Annotated in this window: 15 protein-coding genes and 1 pseudogene; 11 read left to right on the forward strand and 5 right to left on the reverse strand. The window is 56.9% G+C overall.

Annotated features, from left to right (window positions below; translation table 11 throughout):
* The first annotated feature begins 110 nt into the window (after nt 1–110).
* The 6 genes from lsrA to lsrG are packed head-to-tail and all read left to right on the forward strand — an operon-like array spanning nt 111 to nt 5,796.
* Nucleotides 111–1,598 carry an autoinducer 2 ABC transporter ATP-binding protein LsrA gene (gene lsrA, locus AC4OVS_RS03205; RefSeq protein WP_063150234.1) on the forward strand — a complete coding sequence of 496 codons (1,488 nt, stop codon included), beginning with the start codon at nt 111–113 and terminating at the stop codon, nt 1,596–1,598.
* On the forward strand, nt 1,595–2,626 hold the full coding sequence (lsrC, locus tag AC4OVS_RS03210; protein ID WP_155025579.1) for an autoinducer 2 ABC transporter permease LsrC: 1,032 nt from the start codon (nt 1,595–1,597) through the stop codon (nt 2,624–2,626). The genes lsrA and lsrC overlap by 4 nt, the downstream gene beginning before the upstream one ends.
* The gene (gene lsrD / locus AC4OVS_RS03215; RefSeq protein ID WP_126490519.1) at nt 2,627–3,604 is read left to right on the forward strand and encodes an autoinducer 2 ABC transporter permease LsrD; all 978 of its coding nucleotides are present in this window, start codon (nt 2,627–2,629) and stop codon (nt 3,602–3,604) included.
* A 1-nt stretch (nt 3,605) separates the two neighbouring features.
* The gene (gene lsrB, locus AC4OVS_RS03220; RefSeq protein ID WP_491922174.1) at nt 3,606–4,607 is read left to right on the forward strand and encodes an autoinducer 2 ABC transporter substrate-binding protein LsrB; all 1,002 of its coding nucleotides are present in this window, start codon (nt 3,606–3,608) and stop codon (nt 4,605–4,607) included.
* Nucleotides 4,608–4,618: 11 nt separating this feature from the next.
* Nucleotides 4,619–5,506 (forward strand): 3-hydroxy-5-phosphonooxypentane-2,4-dione thiolase, encoded by an 888-nt coding sequence (lsrF, locus tag AC4OVS_RS03225; RefSeq protein ID WP_022649459.1) that lies wholly within the window; start codon nt 4,619–4,621, stop codon nt 5,504–5,506.
* A complete protein-coding gene (lsrG, locus tag AC4OVS_RS03230; protein ID WP_022649458.1) occupies nt 5,503–5,796 on the forward strand; it encodes a (4S)-4-hydroxy-5-phosphonooxypentane-2,3-dione isomerase in 294 nt (97 codons plus the stop codon). Before lsrF ends, lsrG begins: the two co-directional genes overlap by 4 nt.
* A 195-nt stretch (nt 5,797–5,991) precedes the next feature.
* On the opposite strand, the gene AC4OVS_RS03235 is transcribed toward lsrG, so the two are convergent.
* Complete coding sequence (locus AC4OVS_RS03235) at nt 5,992–6,681, reverse strand: B3/B4 domain-containing protein (RefSeq protein ID WP_023298680.1); 690 nt, start codon at nt 6,679–6,681, stop codon at nt 5,992–5,994.
* 63 nt (nt 6,682–6,744) lie between these two features.
* On the opposite strand from AC4OVS_RS03235, the gene AC4OVS_RS03240 reads away from it, so the two are divergent.
* Nucleotides 6,745–7,326, forward strand: coding sequence for a helix-turn-helix domain-containing protein (locus tag AC4OVS_RS03240; RefSeq protein ID WP_491922751.1), 582 nt, complete (start codon nt 6,745–6,747; stop codon nt 7,324–7,326).
* Nucleotides 7,327–7,411: 85 nt separating this feature from the next.
* Here AC4OVS_RS03240 and ygjG read toward each other — a convergent pair whose 3' ends face one another.
* Nucleotides 7,412–8,791, reverse strand: a complete 1,380-nt coding sequence (gene ygjG, locus AC4OVS_RS03245; RefSeq protein WP_022649457.1) for a putrescine aminotransferase — start codon at nt 8,789–8,791, stop codon at nt 7,412–7,414.
* A gap of 422 nt (nt 8,792–9,213) precedes the next feature.
* On the opposite strand from ygjG, the gene AC4OVS_RS03250 reads away from it, so the two are divergent.
* A complete protein-coding gene (locus tag AC4OVS_RS03250) occupies nt 9,214–10,734 on the forward strand; it encodes a methyl-accepting chemotaxis protein (protein ID WP_063149079.1) in 1,521 nt (506 codons plus the stop codon).
* A gap of 239 nt (nt 10,735–10,973) precedes the next feature.
* Nucleotides 10,974–12,533 (forward strand): methyl-accepting chemotaxis protein, encoded by a 1,560-nt coding sequence (locus AC4OVS_RS03255; protein WP_032626345.1) that lies wholly within the window; start codon nt 10,974–10,976, stop codon nt 12,531–12,533.
* On the opposite strand, the gene AC4OVS_RS03260 is transcribed toward AC4OVS_RS03255, so the two are convergent.
* On the reverse strand, nt 12,530–13,024 hold the full coding sequence (locus AC4OVS_RS03260) for a PadR family transcriptional regulator (protein WP_017382401.1): 495 nt from the start codon (nt 13,022–13,024) through the stop codon (nt 12,530–12,532). The two genes, AC4OVS_RS03255 and AC4OVS_RS03260, sit on opposite strands and share 4 nt — an antisense overlap.
* A 145-nt stretch (nt 13,025–13,169) precedes the next feature.
* Between AC4OVS_RS03260 and AC4OVS_RS03265 the strand changes: the two genes are divergently transcribed.
* A complete protein-coding gene (locus tag AC4OVS_RS03265; protein WP_491922175.1) occupies nt 13,170–13,934 on the forward strand; it encodes a siderophore-interacting protein in 765 nt (254 codons plus the stop codon).
* Here AC4OVS_RS03265 and AC4OVS_RS03270 read toward each other — a convergent pair whose 3' ends face one another.
* The gene (locus AC4OVS_RS03270) at nt 13,935–15,104 is read right to left on the reverse strand and encodes a coiled-coil domain-containing protein (protein ID WP_063841070.1); all 1,170 of its coding nucleotides are present in this window, start codon (nt 15,102–15,104) and stop codon (nt 13,935–13,937) included.
* Nucleotides 15,105–15,556: 452 nt separating this feature from the next.
* On the opposite strand from AC4OVS_RS03270, the pseudogene AC4OVS_RS03275 reads away from it, so the two are divergent.
* Nucleotides 15,557–15,711, forward strand: a pseudogene (locus tag AC4OVS_RS03275) (outer membrane protein); the annotation flags it as partial.
* A 275-nt stretch (nt 15,712–15,986) separates the two neighbouring features.
* Here AC4OVS_RS03275 and AC4OVS_RS03280 read toward each other — a convergent pair.
* A complete protein-coding gene (locus AC4OVS_RS03280) occupies nt 15,987–16,697 on the reverse strand; it encodes a hypothetical protein (RefSeq protein WP_022649452.1) in 711 nt (236 codons plus the stop codon).
* Nucleotides 16,698–16,732 lie beyond the last annotated feature (35 nt).

The raw sequence follows: 16,732 nt of genomic DNA on the forward strand, positions 1-16,732 counted from the left end.
AATCTCAATCGATAAAACTGTGATCCCTGCACGGTTGTAAATATAGTTCACCGTCTACGCTTTTGAACATTATTAAATCTAAAAATCATTTGTTCAATAGCGGAGCGATGATGACACCACTTCTCGAGGCACGTGACATCTGCAAACAGTTCTCTGGCGTGCCTGTGTTAAAAGGCATTGATTTCACGCTGCTTGCTGGGCAGGTGCATGCGCTGATGGGCGGTAACGGCGCGGGAAAATCGACGTTGATGAAAATCATCGCCGGGGTTGAAACGCCGGATCGCGGTGAGCTTTCGGTTGCGGGCGAGTCTTTTGCACGGCTTACCCCGTCGCAGGCGCACCGGTTAGGCATTTATCTGGTGCCACAGGAGCCGCTGCTTTTCCCCAACCTGACGGTGCGGGAAAACATCCTGTTTCGTCTGCCGCGCGAACGAGATCGGGAAAAGCGGCTGGCGGAGAAACTCCAGCAGCTGCAATGTCAGCTTAATCTTGATGCCGCTGCCAGCACTCTGGAAGTCGCGGATCAGCAGATGGTGGAGATCCTGCGCGGGCTGATGCGCAACGCCAGAATTCTGATCCTCGACGAACCCACGGCATCGCTCACGCCGGGCGAGACCGAACGCCTGTTTCGCCAGATCCGCGCGCTGCAGGATCTCGGCGTTGGCATTGTTTTTATCTCGCACAAGCTGCCGGAAATTCGCATGCTTTCGAGCCACGTCTCGGTGATGCGCGACGGCGCGGTGGTGCTGAGCGGCGAAACCGCGCACTTTGACGATAACGCCCTGATCGCCGCGATGACGCCGGTCAGCCGGGAAAAGTCGCTAAGCGATACGCAAAAGCTGTGGCTGGCGCTGCCGGGCAACCGCCGAACCCAGGCGCAGGATTTCCCGGTGCTGCGGGTGGAGGATCTCACCGGGGAAGGGTTTATCGATCTCAGCCTTGAGATTTACGCCGGGGAGATCGTCGGTCTGGCCGGGCTGGTGGGGTCCGGGCGTACCGAGTTTGCCGAAACGCTTTACGGCCTGCGTCCGGTACGCGGCGGGCGGGTGTGGCTGGAGAACCAGGAGATCACCGCCGATCCGGTCAGTTCCCGTCTGGAAAAAGGGCTGGTTTATCTGCCGGAAGACAGGCAGGTGTCCGGCCTGTTTCTCGACGCGCCTGTCCGCTGGAACACCGTGACGCTGAACGAGCCGTCGCTCTGGCAGCAGCGAAAGCGGGAGTCTGCGGTAGTGGAGCGTTACCACCGGGCGCTGGGGATCAAGCTCAACCATGCGGATCAAACCGTGCGCACGCTCTCCGGTGGTAATCAGCAGAAGGTGCTGCTGGCGCGCTGCCTGGAGGCTAATCCTTTATTGCTGATCGTCGATGAACCGACGCGCGGCGTGGACGTATCGGCGCGCGCCGATATCTACCAGCTGCTGAAAAGCGTGGCGGCGCAGAACGTGGCAGTGCTGATGATCTCAAGCGATCTCGATGAATTTCCCGGCCTCGCGGATCGGGTGCTGGTAATGCATCAGGGCGTGCTCAGCGGCGAACTGCCGCGCCAGGCCGTCAGCCTCGATCGGATGATGGCGCTGGCGTTTGGAGGGCAATCATGAAGATCTTACTGAAAAACCGCGAGCTGAGCGCGTTTCTCGCCATTCTGGCCCTGTTCGCCGTGCTGGTGGCGCTGAACCCGTCCTACCTTAGCTTACAGACGCTGGGGATGATCTTCGCCAGCTCGCAGATCCTGATTTTGCTGGCCATCGGCGCGGCGCTGGTGATGCTGACCCGCAATATCGACGTCTCCGTCGGCTCCACCGTCGGGCTGTCCGCCATTGCCGTCGGCGTGGCGCTCAACAGCGGCTACAGTCTGCCCGTTTCCATTCTCTTCGCGCTGTCGATTGGCGCGCTGGCGGGGGCGTTCAACGGTTTTCTGGTGGTGGGGCTGCGCATTCCAGCGATTGTCGCCACCCTCGGCACGCTGGGGCTGTACCGCGGAGCGATGCTGCTGTGGACCGGCGGCAAGTGGATTGAAGGGCTGCCGCCGGGGCTGAAATCCCTCTCTGAGCCTGCCGCCGTCGGCATTTCTCCGCTCGGCATTGTGGTGTTGATAATCGTGGTTACAGGCGCGTGGACATTGTCGCGCACCGCCTTTGGCCGTGATTTCTACGCCGTGGGGGATAACCTCGCCGCCGCACGTCAGCTGGGCGTGGCGGTGAACCGCACCCGCATGATCGCCTTTACCCTCAACGGCATACTCGCGGCCTGCGCCGGGATCGTCTTTGCCGCGCAGATTGGCTTTGTGCCCAACCAGACCGGCAGCGGGCTGGAGATGAAGGCCATCGCCGCCTGCGTGCTCGGCGGCATCTCGCTGCTGGGCGGCACCGGCACGCTGATCGGCGCCTTCCTCGGCGCGTTCTTCCTCACCCAAATCGACACCGTGCTGGTGCTGTTCAGGCTGCCGGCCTGGTGGAATGACTTTATCGCCGGGCTGGTGCTGCTGGGCGTGCTGGTGCTCGACGGGCGGCTGCGTCAGGCGCTCTCACGGCATCAGCGGGCGCTGAAATACAGCCGTTTCCAGCCGGGTAACAGAGGGGGAAAGCACGTCACCCCGCTTCCCAAACGCAACAAAGAGGTGGCGTAAATGAGGCTTAACTGGGAAAGCGCGCTGCTGATTTTACTGGTGCTGGAGATCCTGCTCTTCGGCGCCATCAACCCGCGCATGCTCGACATCAATATGCTGCTGTTCAGCACCAGCGACTTTATCTGCATTGGTATCGTGGCGCTACCGCTCACGCTGGTGATTATCAGCGGCGGGATCGACATCTCCCTCGGCTCAACCATCGGCCTGTGCGCTATCGCGCTGGGGGTGATGATGCAGGCGGGGTGGCCGATGGCGGTCGCCATCCCGCTGACGCTGCTGCTCGGCCTGCTGTGCGGACTGTTGAATGCGGCGCTGATCCACTACACCGGTATCAGCCCTTTAGTGATCACCCTCGGCACGCTCTACCTCTACGGCGGCGGGGCGCTGCTGCTCTCCGGCATGGCGGGCGCGACGGGCTACGAGGGGATCGGCGGCTTTCCGGACAGCTTCACGGCGTTCGCTAACCTGACGGTGTTGGGCCTGCCGATCCCGCTGGTGCTGTTCGCGGTGATTACCGCTTTCTTCTGGCTGATTACCCATCGCGGGCGCTTTGGTCGGCATCTGTTTTTAATTGGCCAGAATCCGCGCGCGGCGCGCTATGCGGCGCTGTCGGTGAACGGTATGCCGTATGCGCTGTACGGCCTGGTGGGCGTGGCCTCGGCGGTTGCCGCGCTGGTGATGGTCTCCTATTTCGGCTCCGCGCGTTCGGATCTGGGGCGCGATTTACTGATGCCTGCGCTCACCGCCGCCGTGCTCGGCGGAGCGAATATCTACGGCGGCTCAGGTTCGGTTGTCGGTACGGCGCTGGCGGCGCTGCTGGTGGGGTACCTGCAACAGGGTTTACAGATGGTTGGCATCCCCAACCAGGTGTCGAGCGCGCTGTCAGGGGCGCTGCTGGTTGTGGTGGTGATGGGGCGTTCGCTGAGTCTGCACCGTGAATGGGTGCGTTCTCTCTTCAGAAAACTATCCGGAGCGTAAGATGAAAACAAAACTGCTCGTCCTGGCAATGGCCCTCAGCTTCGCTTCGGCGCAGGCGGCGGACCGCATTGCCTTTATCCCGAAACTGGTGGGTGTGGGATTCTTCACCAGCGGCGGCAACGGCGCGAAAGAGGCGGGGAAAGATCTTGGCGTGGACGTGACTTACGACGGCCCGACCGAGCCGAGCGTCTCCGGCCAGGTGCAGCTGATCAATAACTTCGTCAACCAGGGCTATAACGCCATCATCGTCTCTGCCGTGTCGCCGGACGGTCTCTGCCCGGCGCTGAAGCGCGCGATGCAGCGCGGCGTGAAGGTCCTGACCTGGGATTCCGACACCAAACCGGAGTGCCGCAGCATTTACATCAACCAGGGCACGCCGGAACAGCTGGGCGGCCTGCTGGTGGAGATGGCAGGCAAACAGGTCACCAAACCGAACGCTAAAGTGGCGTTCTTCTACTCCAGCCCCACCGTCACCGACCAGAACCAGTGGGTGAAAGAGGCGAAGGCCAAAATCGAGAAAGACCATCCCCAGTGGCAGGTCGTCACCACGCAGTTTGGCTATAACGACGCCACTAAATCCCTGCAAACCGCCGAGGGGATCTTAAAAGCCTATCCGGATCTGGATGCGATCATCGCCCCGGACGCCAACGCCCTGCCGGCGGCGGCACAGGCGGCGGAAAACCTGAAGCGGGAAGGGGTGGCGATTGTCGGCTTCAGCACGCCAAACGTGATGCGTCCGTACGTTGAGCGCGGCACGGTGAAAGCCTTCGGCCTGTGGGACGTGGTGCAGCAGGGCAAAATTGCAGTCAATGTCGCCGATCGTTTGCTGAAAAAGGGCGATCTTAACCCTGGCGACATCGTGGAGGTGAAAGATATCGGGACGCTGAAGGTCGAGCCGAACAGCGTGCAGGGCTACCAGTATGAGGCGAAGGGCAACGGCATCGTGCTGCTGCCGGAGCGGGTGGTGTTCACCAAAGAGAACATCAGCAAATACGATTTCTGACGGGGGAGCAAATGGCTGATTTAGACGACATCAAAGACGGCAAGGATTTTGGCATCGGTACGCCGCAGCAGAATGTGCCGTACACCCTGAAGGGCTGCGGTTCGCTCGACTGGGGCATGCAGTCCCGTCTTTCGCGCATTTTCAACCCGCAGAGCAACCGCACGGTGATGCTGGCCTTTGACCACGGTTACTTTCAGGGACCGACCACCGGCCTTGAGCGTATCGATCTCTCCATCGCGCCGCTGTTTGGCGAAACCGACGTGCTGATGTGTACCCGCGGCATCCTCAGGAGCCAGGTACCTGCCGCGACGAACAAACCGGTGGTGCTGCGCGCCTCCGGCGGTAACTCGATTCTGGGCGAGCTGTCTAACGAGTGCGTGGCGGTTGCGATGGAAGACGCGCTGCGCCTGAACGTCTGCGCGGTGGCGGCGCAGGTCTATATCGGAAGCCCGTTTGAACATCAGTCGATCAACAACATCATCAAGCTGGTGGATGCGGGGGCGCGTTACGGCATGCCGACGCTGGCGGTGACGGGCGTGGGTAAAGAGATGGCGCGCGACGCGCGCTATTTCTCGCTCGCCAGCCGCATCGCTGCCGAAATGGGGGCCCAGTTCGTCAAAACCTACTACGTGGACGAGGGCTTTGAAAAAGTGACCGCCAGCTGCCCGGTGCCGATTGTTATCGCGGGCGGCAAAAAGCTGCCGGAGCATGAGGCGCTTGAGATGTGCTGGCGGGCGATTGACCAGGGCGCGTCCGGCGTGGATATGGGGCGCAACATCTTCCAGTCCAGCGCGCCGCTCGCCATGCTGAAGGCGGTGAAGAAAGTGGTTCACGAGAACATGAGCGCCCGTGAGGCGTTCCAGTTCTGGCAGGAAGAGAAACAGGGAGAAGCAAAATGAACGTGACGCTGGTGGAAATCAACATCAAACCCGAGCGGGTGGATGAGTTTCTGGAGGTATTTCGCGCCAACCACGAGGGGGCGATCCAGGAGCCGGGAAACCTGCGCTTTGACGTCTTGCAGGACCCGAGGGTGAAAACCCGGTTCTTTATCTATGAGGCCTATAAAGACGAAGAGGCGGTGTTGGCGCATAAGCAAACGCCACACTATCTGGCGTGCGTGGACAAGCTTGAAGAGTTGATGTCAGAGCCGCGCAAAAAACGCTGCTTTGTGGGGTTGTTGCCGGAGTAGCGTTTTGCCCGGTGGCGCTGCGCTTACCGGGCCTACGGGGGCGAGAGGGGGCGGTGTTTGCCCGGTGGCGCTACGCTTACCGGGCCTACGGGAGGATGGTGCGGTGTTTGCCCGGTGGCGCTGCACTTACCGGGCCTACGGGTACGGGGGGGTTGATTTTGTAGGCCGGGTAAGCGAAGCGCCACCCGGCGTTGTTCACGCCAGCTCCAGCAACTGAACACGCGCCGTCGCGCCCGGCATCAGCTTTTGTAGATTGCTCACCAGCTCATCGCCAGCTTCCTGTAATGCCGCTAGCGGCATCGACGGCAGGCTTTCGAGAATAAACCACATGGACTGCGCCTGGCTGTCCAGACGTGTGCGTATCCCCTGTCGCCAGTTCCAGCGGCGGCAGGTGACGCCAAGATCGTCACGCCAGATAACTTCGCCTGGTTCCGGGTTTTCGACTACCGGCTCACCCTCTTTAAAGGTATCAAACGGCTCGCTGCCGTCGGCCAGCGTCAGGCGCGGCGCACCCGCGTAAGCCGCCAGATTTTCTCCCCCCACCGGAATAGCGTAGCGGATGCTGATGGCATTATAGATATCCACCACCGGGTCGAGCGGCGGCAGCGAACCGTCTCTCATCACGCGCTTACGCAGAGCCGAGGCCGAGCAGGGCGTACGTTTGGGTTTTGCACCAAAGGCTTTAAACACCTCATCCCAGGCGGCGAGATGATTTTCTGCCCAGGGCACATCATCATTGAGCATCTGCTGGCAGACCTGCGCCAGCGCGGCGGGAGCAACCTCCGGTTGGGTGATCGGGGCGGCTTCAACCTGAATGCTCAACGCCCGAAAGCCGGGCGCGATCCCGACAAGTCGCGAATCTATTGACGGTGCTACAAGAGACATAAATAATCCTGTATTGACTGTTTTATACCATGGTAGTGACCAGTGACTGATAAAGTCAATATAATGACCGACGCGGGCGCCGATGTTGCCCAGGTAAGCCTGGCCGTCGCGAACCGTATCCGCAGCTGGCGGAAAGAGAAAAAACTGTCGCTGGACGAGCTTTCTCGCCGCGCCAGCGTCAGCAAAGGCATGCTGGTGGAGATCGAAAAAGGGGCTGCCAACCCCAGCATTGCCATTCTGTGTAAACTGGCCGCCGCGCTTGGCGTTTCGGTGGCAGATATCGTTAATGTCTCCAGCGAGCCGCAGGTACACATTATTCAGGAAGAGGCGATCCCAGTTCTGTGGCAGGGCGCACAGGGCGGTTACGCCAGATTGCTGGCAGGCACCGCAGGCCCGGACATGATTGAGCTGTGGCAGTGGGAGATGCATCCGGGAGAAACGTTCACCTCTCCGGGACATCCGGCGGGAACGTTTGAACTGCTGCACGTGAACGAAGGCGTATTAACCCTGACGGTGGACGAGACGGTGGCACAGGTTAATGCTGGCGCGTCGGCGGTGGCGAAAACGGAAGCGGCGCACGGCTATGCCAATGAAAGCGATACCGTGCTTCGCTTCACCATGACGGTGGCAGAGTTTCACCGATAAAAAGCAGCCCGGTGGCGCTGCGCTTACCGGGCCGACATCTGCAGTATGTTGTAGGCCGGGTAAGCGTAGCGCCACCCGGCGTTTTTTACGCCTCTTCCACGCTCACCCGCAGCGCCGCCAGCGCCTTACGCGCCGCCTTCAGCACCTGCTCACACTGCTCAATGGTGAGCGTCAACGGTGGCTCAATGCGGATGGTTTTCGAGTTGTTGAGCGTTCCCGCCACCAGTACCCGCTGGCGGAACATCTCGCTTGCGAAGCTATAACCGGTTTCGTTATCAACGAACTCAATCGCCATCAGCATCCCTTTCCCGCGTGCATCCTGTACCAAATCCGGGTATTCCCGGCCCAGCTGACGGAAGCCGTCCAGCAGCATGTCGCCTTTCTGCTCCGCCTGCGCAGGCAGGTTTTGCTCCAGCAGCACGTTGATGGTGGCCAGCGCTGCCGCACAGGCCAGCGGGTTACCGCCAAAGGTGGTGGTATGTAAGAACGGGTTGTCGAATAGCACCGAGAAGACCTCCTCAGTGGCGACCGTTGCGCCAATCGGCATCACGCCGCCGCCGAGCGCTTTCGCCAGGCATAAAATGTCTGGCTGAACGTTCTCATGCTCGCAGGCGAACATCCTGCCGGTGCGCCCCATCCCGGTCTGCACTTCGTCGAAGATCAGCAGCGCGCCAAACTCATCGCACAGCTGACGCACGGCGGGCAGATAGCCCTGCGGCGGGAGGATCACCCCGCCTTCGCCCTGAATCGGCTCCAGGATCACCGCCGCCACGTCGTCGCCGGTTTTACGGCATTCACTCAGCATGGTGCGCATGGCGTTGATGTCGCCGAACGGTACGTGGCGGAAGCCCGGCAGCAGCGGCATAAACGGTTTGCGGAAGGTGGATTTGGCGGTCGCCGACAGTGCGCCCAGGGATTTCCCGTGGAACGCGCCGCTGGTGGCGATAAAGGTGAATTTCCCGCGCGGCGACTGGTACGCTTTGGCGAGTTTAATCGCCGCTTCGACCGATTCGGTGCCGCTGTTGCTGAAGAAGCTGTATTTCAGCTTACCGGGCGTTAAGGCTGCCAGCGTTTTCGCGAGCATGGCGCGAAGCGGATCGAGCAGTTCCTGGCTATGGAGAGGTTGTTTCGCAAGTTGATTCTGTACGGCGGAAACCACAACTGGATTACGGTGCCCCACGTTGAAAATACCAAAACCACCCAGGCAATCGATAAACTCCTGTCCCTGGGTGTCGACAAGCGTATTCAGACTCCCCGCTTGCCACTCTACGGCTCCGTAATCCCCGCCGGCGGTAACAGATTTGCGATACTCCAGAAAACCAGGATTCACATGCTCTTTAAAGTAATCAATGACCTCACGGTTAAGTTGTTTCATCTCCTCATGATCAAGCGTTCGCTTTTCAATGAGATTCAGTGCGTGCGCGGTACAGGCAAGAGCCGAGGCGCTGGAAGGTAACCTGTTCAAAATATGCTCCCGGGGATCGCGTATCACATGATACTGAGTTAAGTATTGCAGGGATTACGCCACCTCAGATGCCTTAACAAAAATCGGGATAAACGCCAGGTGAAATCAAAGTTGCACAATATTTAATCATGCCATCGCGCGCCGCACGGGATAAGGGATAACGAGCCGGGGATGGGGTTTCGTCAATTGCACTGCTCCAGGGCAGGAAATGTGCCTTAAGTGTGCGCCGGGGGATCATGCTTTGTAGGTAGTTTCGTGTCGAAAGTATTTTAAATCAATTAATTAGAAAAGCGTACGAAAAGTGCGGTTTAACCGAGATTTGCGATCTCAATCATATTTAACAACTAAAGATAAATTTTTTATCGCCGAAAAAACATAAGCCACAAAATTAACATTCAAATAACCTGCAAGGGATGCTCACTATGTCCTCTCCTGACTATGTCACCCAGAATGAATATCCGCTGGACGATGACACCACGCTTATGTCGACCACCGACCTCCACAGCTACATGACCCACACTAACGACACCTTTGTGCAAGTGAGTGGCTTTACGCTTCAGGAGTTGCTCGGGCAGCCGCACAACATTGTGCGCCACCCCGATATGCCGAAAGCGGCTTTTGCCGACATGTGGTACACGCTGCAAAAGGGCGAGCCCTGGAGCGGGATTGTCAAAAACCGACGTAAAAATGGCGATCACTATTGGGTACGCGCCAATGCGGTACCAATGGTGCGTAACGGTCAGATGACGGGCTATATGTCCATTCGTACCCGCGCCACCGAGGACGAGGTCGCCGCGGTGGAGCCGCTTTATAAGGCGCTCAATGAAGGACGTAGCAAAAAACGCATTCATAAAGGGCTGGTGGTACGCAAAGGCTGGCTCGGCAAATTACCGGCGATGCCGCTGCGCTGGCGCGTGCGTAGCGTAATGGCGGTACTTTTCGCGGTGATGGCCGCAACGCTGGTTGCCAGTGCCGCGGGCTGGGCTTCGCTGGCGGCGGCAGCCGTGGTGATGCTGCTTGGCACCCTGGTGTTTGAGCAACAGATTGTCCGCCCGGTGGAAAACGTCGCACGGCAGGCGCTCAGGGTCGCTACCGGCGAGCGTAACAGCGTGCAGCATCTTAACCGCAGCGATGAACTGGGGCTGACGCTGCGGGCCGTCGGACAACTGGGGCTGATGTGCCGCTGGCTTATCAACGACGTCTCCAGCCAGGTGGTGAGCGTGCGCGACGGCAGCGACAGGCTGGCGCAGGGCAATGAAGATCTCAACGACCGCACGCGCCAGACCGTGGCTAACGTGCAGCAGACTGTGGCAACAATGAACCAGATGGCGGCGTCGGTACAAAGTAACTCCGAGACCGCAGCCGAAGTCGACAAGCTGTCGATGGCTGCCAGCAGCGCGGCCACGCAGGGCGGCACCGTGATGCAGACCGTGGTGAAAACCATGGATGACATTGCCGACAGTACCCAGCGCATTGGCTCTATTACCTCGCTTATCAATGACATCGCCTTCCAGACCAATATTCTGGCGCTGAACGCCGCGGTTGAGGCGGCACGCGCGGGCGAACAGGGGAAAGGCTTTGCGGTGGTGGCGGGCGAAGTGCGTCATCTTGCCAGCCGCAGCGCGAACGCGGCTAACGATATTCGCAAGCTGATCGACGCCAGCGCCAGCAAAGTGCAGTCGGGCGCCGATCAGGTCCACGCCGCGGGACGTACCATGGATGATATTGTCGAGCAGGTGAAAAACGTCACGCAGCTTATCGCGCAGATCAGCCACTCCACCTCCGAGCAGGCGACAGGCCTGACAGAGCTGACCCGTGCCGTGGCAGAACTGGACAGCATTACGCAGAAAAATGCTGACCTGGTCGAAGAGAGCGCGCAGATTTCCGCGATGGTTAAGCACCGGGCCGGACGTCTTGAAGATGCGGTTACCGTGCTGCATTAAGAAATGCATGCTTCGATAAAGCCGTTTATTCCTCCGGGGTAAACGGCTTTTTTGTTTTTCAGAATAAGTTATGTTGTTAATGAAATATTAAGTAACTAAAAAAAGTACCCGATTTTTAATTGCTATGCCCCGGATTCATTGAAAGTGAGAAATAAAAAAACGATCAAAGTCATAAAGTTAGCGAGTTTCCTACCGATAACAGCGATCGTCTGAGAAATAATCACATCGATGGGGTAAATATGTTCATACATGACGTAAAGATCGGCACGAAATTATTTCTGGCGTTTGGATTATTTATTGTCCTGATGGTCGTCAGCGCAAGCTTGTCTCTGATGAGCCTGAATCGGGCAAACAATGGAATGCAAACCATTCTTACCAGCGACTATCCAACTACGGTAAAAGCGAACCAGTTAATCGACAACTTCCAGGAATTTATCAGCACGCAGCAGCTCATGCTGCTGGACGAACAGGGAACGTACACGACGCAATCAGAACAGCGTCTGAAGGCGATAAGCGAGCGCATCACCGCAATCCTGAGCGAGCTGGACAACGCTCTCAAGGATAAAAAATCCCAACAGGTGCTGGCGGACATCCACGGCGTACGCCAGCAATATCTTGACTCGCGCTACCGCATTTTGCAGGCCGTGCAGAATAACGACCGTGCGGGCGCGATAAACGAGATGATGACCAACACCCTGGACCTGCAACAGTCTTATAAAGCGAAAGTGCAGGCGCTGATTGCGATCCAGGATCATGAAATGCAGAGTGCGGGCGAGCAGGTGGAAGGCGATTTCCGCACTAATCGTCTGCTGCTGATCCTGATTACGCTTTTCAGCGTCGCGGCAGCCAGCCTGACTGGCTGGTTCATTGTGCGATCCATTACCCGCCCGCTGAACGACGCGGTGAATTTTGCGGAGGCCATCGCCGATGGCGATCTCACCGGCAGTATTACCTCGCACGGTAAAGATGAAACCGGACTGCTCCTCACCGCATTGATGGAGATGAAAACGCGCCTGCTGGAGATTGTGCAGCAGGTGCAAACCGGATCGGAAAACATCTCCAGCGCCGCCGCGCAGATTGTCGCAGGCAACCAGGATCTGGCTGCCCGCACGGAGGAGCAGGCCAGTTCCGTTGAGCAGACGGCCGCGTCGATGGAGCAGATTACCGCCACGGTGAAGAACACCGCGTCCCACACCGGAGAAGCGACGAACCTGTCTGCCGATGCGGCTGCCGTGGTAAAAAACAACGGCGAGATGATGAAGCAGGTCACCAGCAAAATGCGCCTGATTAACGAAACATCGAACAGGATGTCCGACATTATCGACCTGATCGACGCCATTGCCTTCCAGACCAACATTCTGGCGCTGAACGCGGCGGTCGAAGCGGCGCGCGCAGGTGAGCATGGTCGCGGCTTTGCGGTGGTGGCGGGCGAGGTACGCCAGCTCGCGCAGAAAAGTGCAACATCAGCGAGTGAGATCCGCCAGCTGATTGAAAGCTCCACAAGCCAGACGCAGGACGGCATGAACCTTGTGGAGAAAGCCAGCGGGCTTATCAACGGCATGGTCGGCAACGTGGAAGAGATGGACGTCATCCTGCGTGAAATTCGCCAGGCCAGCCATGAACAGACGGAAGGTATCTCGCAGATCAACAGCGCGATTGGCCTGATAGACGCCACCACCCAGCAGAACTCCGCGCTGGTGGAGGAGTCCGTTGCGGCGGCGGCATCCCTTAACGAACAGGCGATGCACCTGAAAGAGCTGGTCCGCGTGTTCCGCGTGAGCGACGGCGTGCTGGCTTAATCCAGCTGGGAGATCTCCAGTGCCGCGCGGTCAATCACGCCGATAATCTGTTTTAACTGCGCGTCGCTGAGTTCTCCCTGATTAACCTTCAGATCCAGAACCGCTTTGAAGTTATCCAGCGCCCGCTTCATCTGTGGGTTTTTGCGCAGCTGGAACCCGACGGAGCGCGCCTTGATACGCGTCTGGATCTGCTCCAGCTGTTCCCGATTGTCATCCAGCCATTGCTGCCCGGCGGCGTTAATCGCAATCCGCTTACGGCCGTTCTCTTCTTCGGTAATGGTGATCAGCGCCTGATCCTGCAAGTAATCCAGCGTCGGGTAGATCACGCCAGGGCTTGGCGTGTAATGTCCCTGCGTCAGGTTCTCGATCTCTTTAATCAGCTCATAACCATGGCTCGCGTTGCGGGTCAGGATATCCAGGATCACCAGCCGCAAATCACCATGGCCAAAAAATCGTGGCCGGCGTCCGCCGCCGTCGTGTTCGTGTCGCATGTTTCTTCCTCAATTTGATATATCTAAACTATATCTAAGATATATTCAGATGCAATCTAAAAGATCTTGATTTCTGAGTTAATAGCAATCATTATCATTAAAAATTCATTCCGATATATCGTATTCACCTGAGAAGGGCATCAACATGGCATCTACCCGTTACCCTCAACGTGTCCGCAATGACCTGCGTTTTCGTGAGCTGAACGTGATGCGCACTGAGCGAGTCAGCGCAGGATTTCAGCGCATTGTACTAGGCGGCGAGGCGCTGGAGGGCTTTAGCTCTCGCGGCTTTGACGACCATACCAAAGTCTTTTTCCCGGCACCGGGCACCCCTTTCGCGCCGCCTGTGGTGACCGATGAAGGCATCGACTGGGGCGACGGGGTGCGTCCGCAGGCGCGTGACTACACCCCGCTGTACGATGACGAAAAACACGAGCTGGCGCTCGATTTTTTCGTGCATGATGGCGGCATTGCCAGCAACTGGGCGGTAGAGGCGAAGGTGGGCGACAAGCTGACCATCGGCGGTCCGCGTGGTTCGCTGGTGGTGCCGGAAGATTACGCCTGGCAGTTGTACGTGTGCGACGAGTCGGGTATGCCCGCGCTGCGTCGCCGTTTAGAAAGCATCGCAAAACTGCCTGTTCCCCCGGCGATCCACGCCATCGTCACCGTGGGCGATGCGGCGTACCAGGACTATCTGGCGCACCTGAGCGGGTTCAACATCACCTGGGTTATCGGCCACAACGAGCAGGCGGTAGCCGACCATCTTGCAGCGCTGGCCGTGCCGGAAGAGGATTACTTTATCTGGCTGACCGGAGAGGGGAAGGTGGTGAAACGCCTGAGCCGTCAGTTTGAAACCGACGCAATTGACCCACAGCTGGTACGTGCCAGTGCGTACTGGCACGCCAAATAATCAGGCTGCGGGATCCAGCTGCGCTTCGCTCACCTGATGTTCGAGCGAGGCGCATACCTCTCTCAGCGCTTTCTCCTGCTGGGCAAAGTAGGCTTCCATATTGCTGAGCGACGAGACGAGCAGCCAGGACTCTTCCTTCTCCAGCTCTGCCAGCTCGTTCACCAGGGTGTCGATTTGCTCACGCACCTGCGCCATTTTTTTGCGAATACGTTCCAGGTCGTTCAGCCTGTCGCTCGCCATCATCGGTTCAAACCCTTGTTGCAGACGGGCGACCAGCGAGCGAATGGCCTTCACGTCGCCGCGCTGTTTGGCCTGGTTGAGTTGCACCATCATCCTGTTGGCTTCCTCTTTTAAATCATCGGCAACCAGATCCGGGTGGCATAGCTTGCTCGCCTGACGCCAGAGCCGCTTCAGCTCGTTCCGATCCTCTTCAGAGAGAGCCTTGCCTTTACCCAGGCGCACTTCGGCATCATGATGCTGTTCGCGATACTTTTTGTACTCTTCGTTGGCCTCATCGCGCGCCTGACGTGCTGGCTCTTCTTCACGCGTTAAACCGTTCTCCAGCTCCATCGCTTCGGCCAGCAGGTTGGCAATCAGATTACTTTGCTGCTGAAGATGCTTGCGCGCCTCTGCCGCCTGAACGGAATCCGCAGGCAGATCTCGCCAGCGCCGGGTGAGCGTTGTCAGAACCTCTACGGCCTGCGCCATATAGCCCTGGCAGCGGCGGTAATCCTCTTCCCGACGACGCGTCTCCGCCTGCTGACGACGCAGGTTAAGCTCCGCCAGCGTTTTACGCAGGGCGAGGATCTGCTGCATCAACGGCCCGAGGCGGGAGAAATAGAGATCGTTGAACTCATCAAGCTGCTGTACCCGGGCGTTACGGCGATCAATCAGATCGCGCAAGCGCTCTTCCAGAGCTTTCAGCTCCAGCTTGCTGGCCGCCAGCTGCGGGTCACGCCACGGGGTAACGGCGCGCTGGCTTTGCAGCCAGGCGGTGATAGCGCGAAGGGCTGCGGTGTAATTTTTCTGCTCAAGCGCCGCGACGATGGACAGGAGATTATCGTCAAAGGCTTCCTCTTTGAGACGTTTCAACTGGCTCCGGATGATGTCGTCATCTTCCAGCTCAATGGCATTTTTAATGATTTCTAGCCGTTTGATCGGTGTGCTCATGATGCCTTTCGCTCTGGCGCTTAAGTATTTGAGTTAAGGTTAGTTGTTGTAAAAGCTACTGGAAATAATACACACGGATGATGATCGGCGCGATGGGGGATTTCTTTAGAATTGCAGAATGTGAAGATGGGCGCGTAAAAGATGAAATGAGCAGGTTGCTTTTGATGATAAGCGCTAATCCGTTGAAATAACTAGCAATCGCTTTAAAACCAAGACCAGTCCCTACTTAAAATTACCAGGTAAAACGCGTATTCCCCCGAATAGTTTGCCCTTTCGGGAGTGCTTACGCTTCGTGTCACTGACTTTTCCTGACACCGGCAGACGATGGTTCGCCGTGCGGAATGCTTTTCCAAAGGAGTGTTGATGAAGATGAAAGCTATTGTAGTCGCCCTGCCGATCGCGATGATCCCGGCTACCGTTCTGGCGGCAAACAGAAAGAGCACTTAGGCGGTGAGCGTCTGTATGTCGACCGGGGCACTATTTCGATATGGGTAAGATCGACAGTGGATATAACAACTATGCGAACATGCGTGGCTTAAAGGATGAGCAGATGAAGGCGCATATTGTCTCTAACGAATTTACGCTGGGCATGTGTTACGTGTTTTAACCTGTTGTGAATATCACTGCTTTAAAGCAAGGCCAACACCGTGGGAGTGTGGGGCTGGCTTTTTTCTTGTGCGCATGTGGCATGTGGGGTTCCTGATTTCCATCAAAACCAACGATTATGTTTTACATAAAAATAGGTAACGATGATGATCCATGTCAGGGTAAGAATACCAAAATAGTCAGGGATGAAACGCGCAAAAAGATAAGCACCAGCAACGATGAGCGCTATAGGGATATAATAAATATATGATTGCAAAAACCATAATATTGCTCGTTTCATCTTCTTAATAACTCATATAAAGCATCGCCGATTATTTCCTCATTGTTGCCACCTGATTCAATTTGATAAATTATTTTTGTCATTTGCGGTTCAATAAGAAAGTAAAGCATCTCCAGATTCTGTTGGTACAATGCCTGGTAATATGCAGAGTCCTGAAATTTGAGCTTATTAGCTGCTAGCGCCGCCACCTGTGCTTTCGAATAGATTATAGCACCGTTAACATACATTGATGATAAAGAATTAACCATTCTGATATGCGACTCGTGAAAATCGCCGCTACTGATTATCAGCTTTGCAATAGTTAAGGACAGCGCTAGTTTGCTAGATTTCTCAGCGTACTCATAAGCCTTATCGCCTAATTCCTTTTTAAGAAATGCAGCGAGATTGTTACTTTTTTGCTCTCCCAGTCTTTTGAGAGTTTTCTGAAAGTAAATCTCAACCATATCAAGAGCAACATCGTTTCGGTTATAGATTTCGGCAAGTGCTAATGTGAGACGGCGGTCTTCATTTATTAGCTCGCGACAGGTATTGCGGTAGTAATCGTCTGGTATCAGGCACGAACCATAGTTAATTATACGTTGTGTACCAAGCTTTAGATTTTCGATAGCACTCATATTGGTAGCTTGTATTTCTCGCAATGCTTTGGTTAGCGCCAGGGCTAGATTCCTTTCTGATTGCAACTTCATTTTTGCATAGCCGTCTGCCATTGTAATTTCCCTTGTTGTAACATTACCCTGTCAAT

Source organism: Enterobacter sp. 4974935, from assembly GCF_058661735.1.

Coding starts and splice junctions, on each gene's coding strand:
- AC4OVS_RS03255 (WP_032626345.1), top strand. CDS start 10,974: ATGTTCATACATGACGTAAAGATCGGCACGAAATTATTTCTGGCGTTT.
- AC4OVS_RS03265 (WP_491922175.1), top strand. CDS start 13,170: ATGGCATCTACCCGTTACCCTCAACGTGTCCGCAATGACCTGCGTTTT.
- lsrA (WP_063150234.1), top strand. CDS start 111: ATGACACCACTTCTCGAGGCACGTGACATCTGCAAACAGTTCTCTGGC.
- lsrC (WP_155025579.1), top strand. CDS start 1,595: ATGAAGATCTTACTGAAAAACCGCGAGCTGAGCGCGTTTCTCGCCATT.
- AC4OVS_RS03270 (WP_063841070.1), bottom strand. CDS start 15,104: ATGAGCACACCGATCAAACGGCTAGAAATCATTAAAAATGCCATTGAG.
- AC4OVS_RS03240 (WP_491922751.1), top strand. CDS start 6,745: ATGACCGACGCGGGCGCCGATGTTGCCCAGGTAAGCCTGGCCGTCGCG.
- AC4OVS_RS03250 (WP_063149079.1), top strand. CDS start 9,214: ATGTCCTCTCCTGACTATGTCACCCAGAATGAATATCCGCTGGACGAT.
- AC4OVS_RS03280 (WP_022649452.1), bottom strand. CDS start 16,697: ATGGCAGACGGCTATGCAAAAATGAAGTTGCAATCAGAAAGGAATCTA.
- AC4OVS_RS03260 (WP_017382401.1), bottom strand. CDS start 13,024: ATGCGACACGAACACGACGGCGGCGGACGCCGGCCACGATTTTTTGGC.
- lsrG (WP_022649458.1), top strand. CDS start 5,503: ATGAACGTGACGCTGGTGGAAATCAACATCAAACCCGAGCGGGTGGAT.
- AC4OVS_RS03235 (WP_023298680.1), bottom strand. CDS start 6,681: ATGTCTCTTGTAGCACCGTCAATAGATTCGCGACTTGTCGGGATCGCG.
- lsrF (WP_022649459.1), top strand. CDS start 4,619: ATGGCTGATTTAGACGACATCAAAGACGGCAAGGATTTTGGCATCGGT.
- lsrB (WP_491922174.1), top strand. CDS start 3,606: ATGAAAACAAAACTGCTCGTCCTGGCAATGGCCCTCAGCTTCGCTTCG.
- lsrD (WP_126490519.1), top strand. CDS start 2,627: ATGAGGCTTAACTGGGAAAGCGCGCTGCTGATTTTACTGGTGCTGGAG.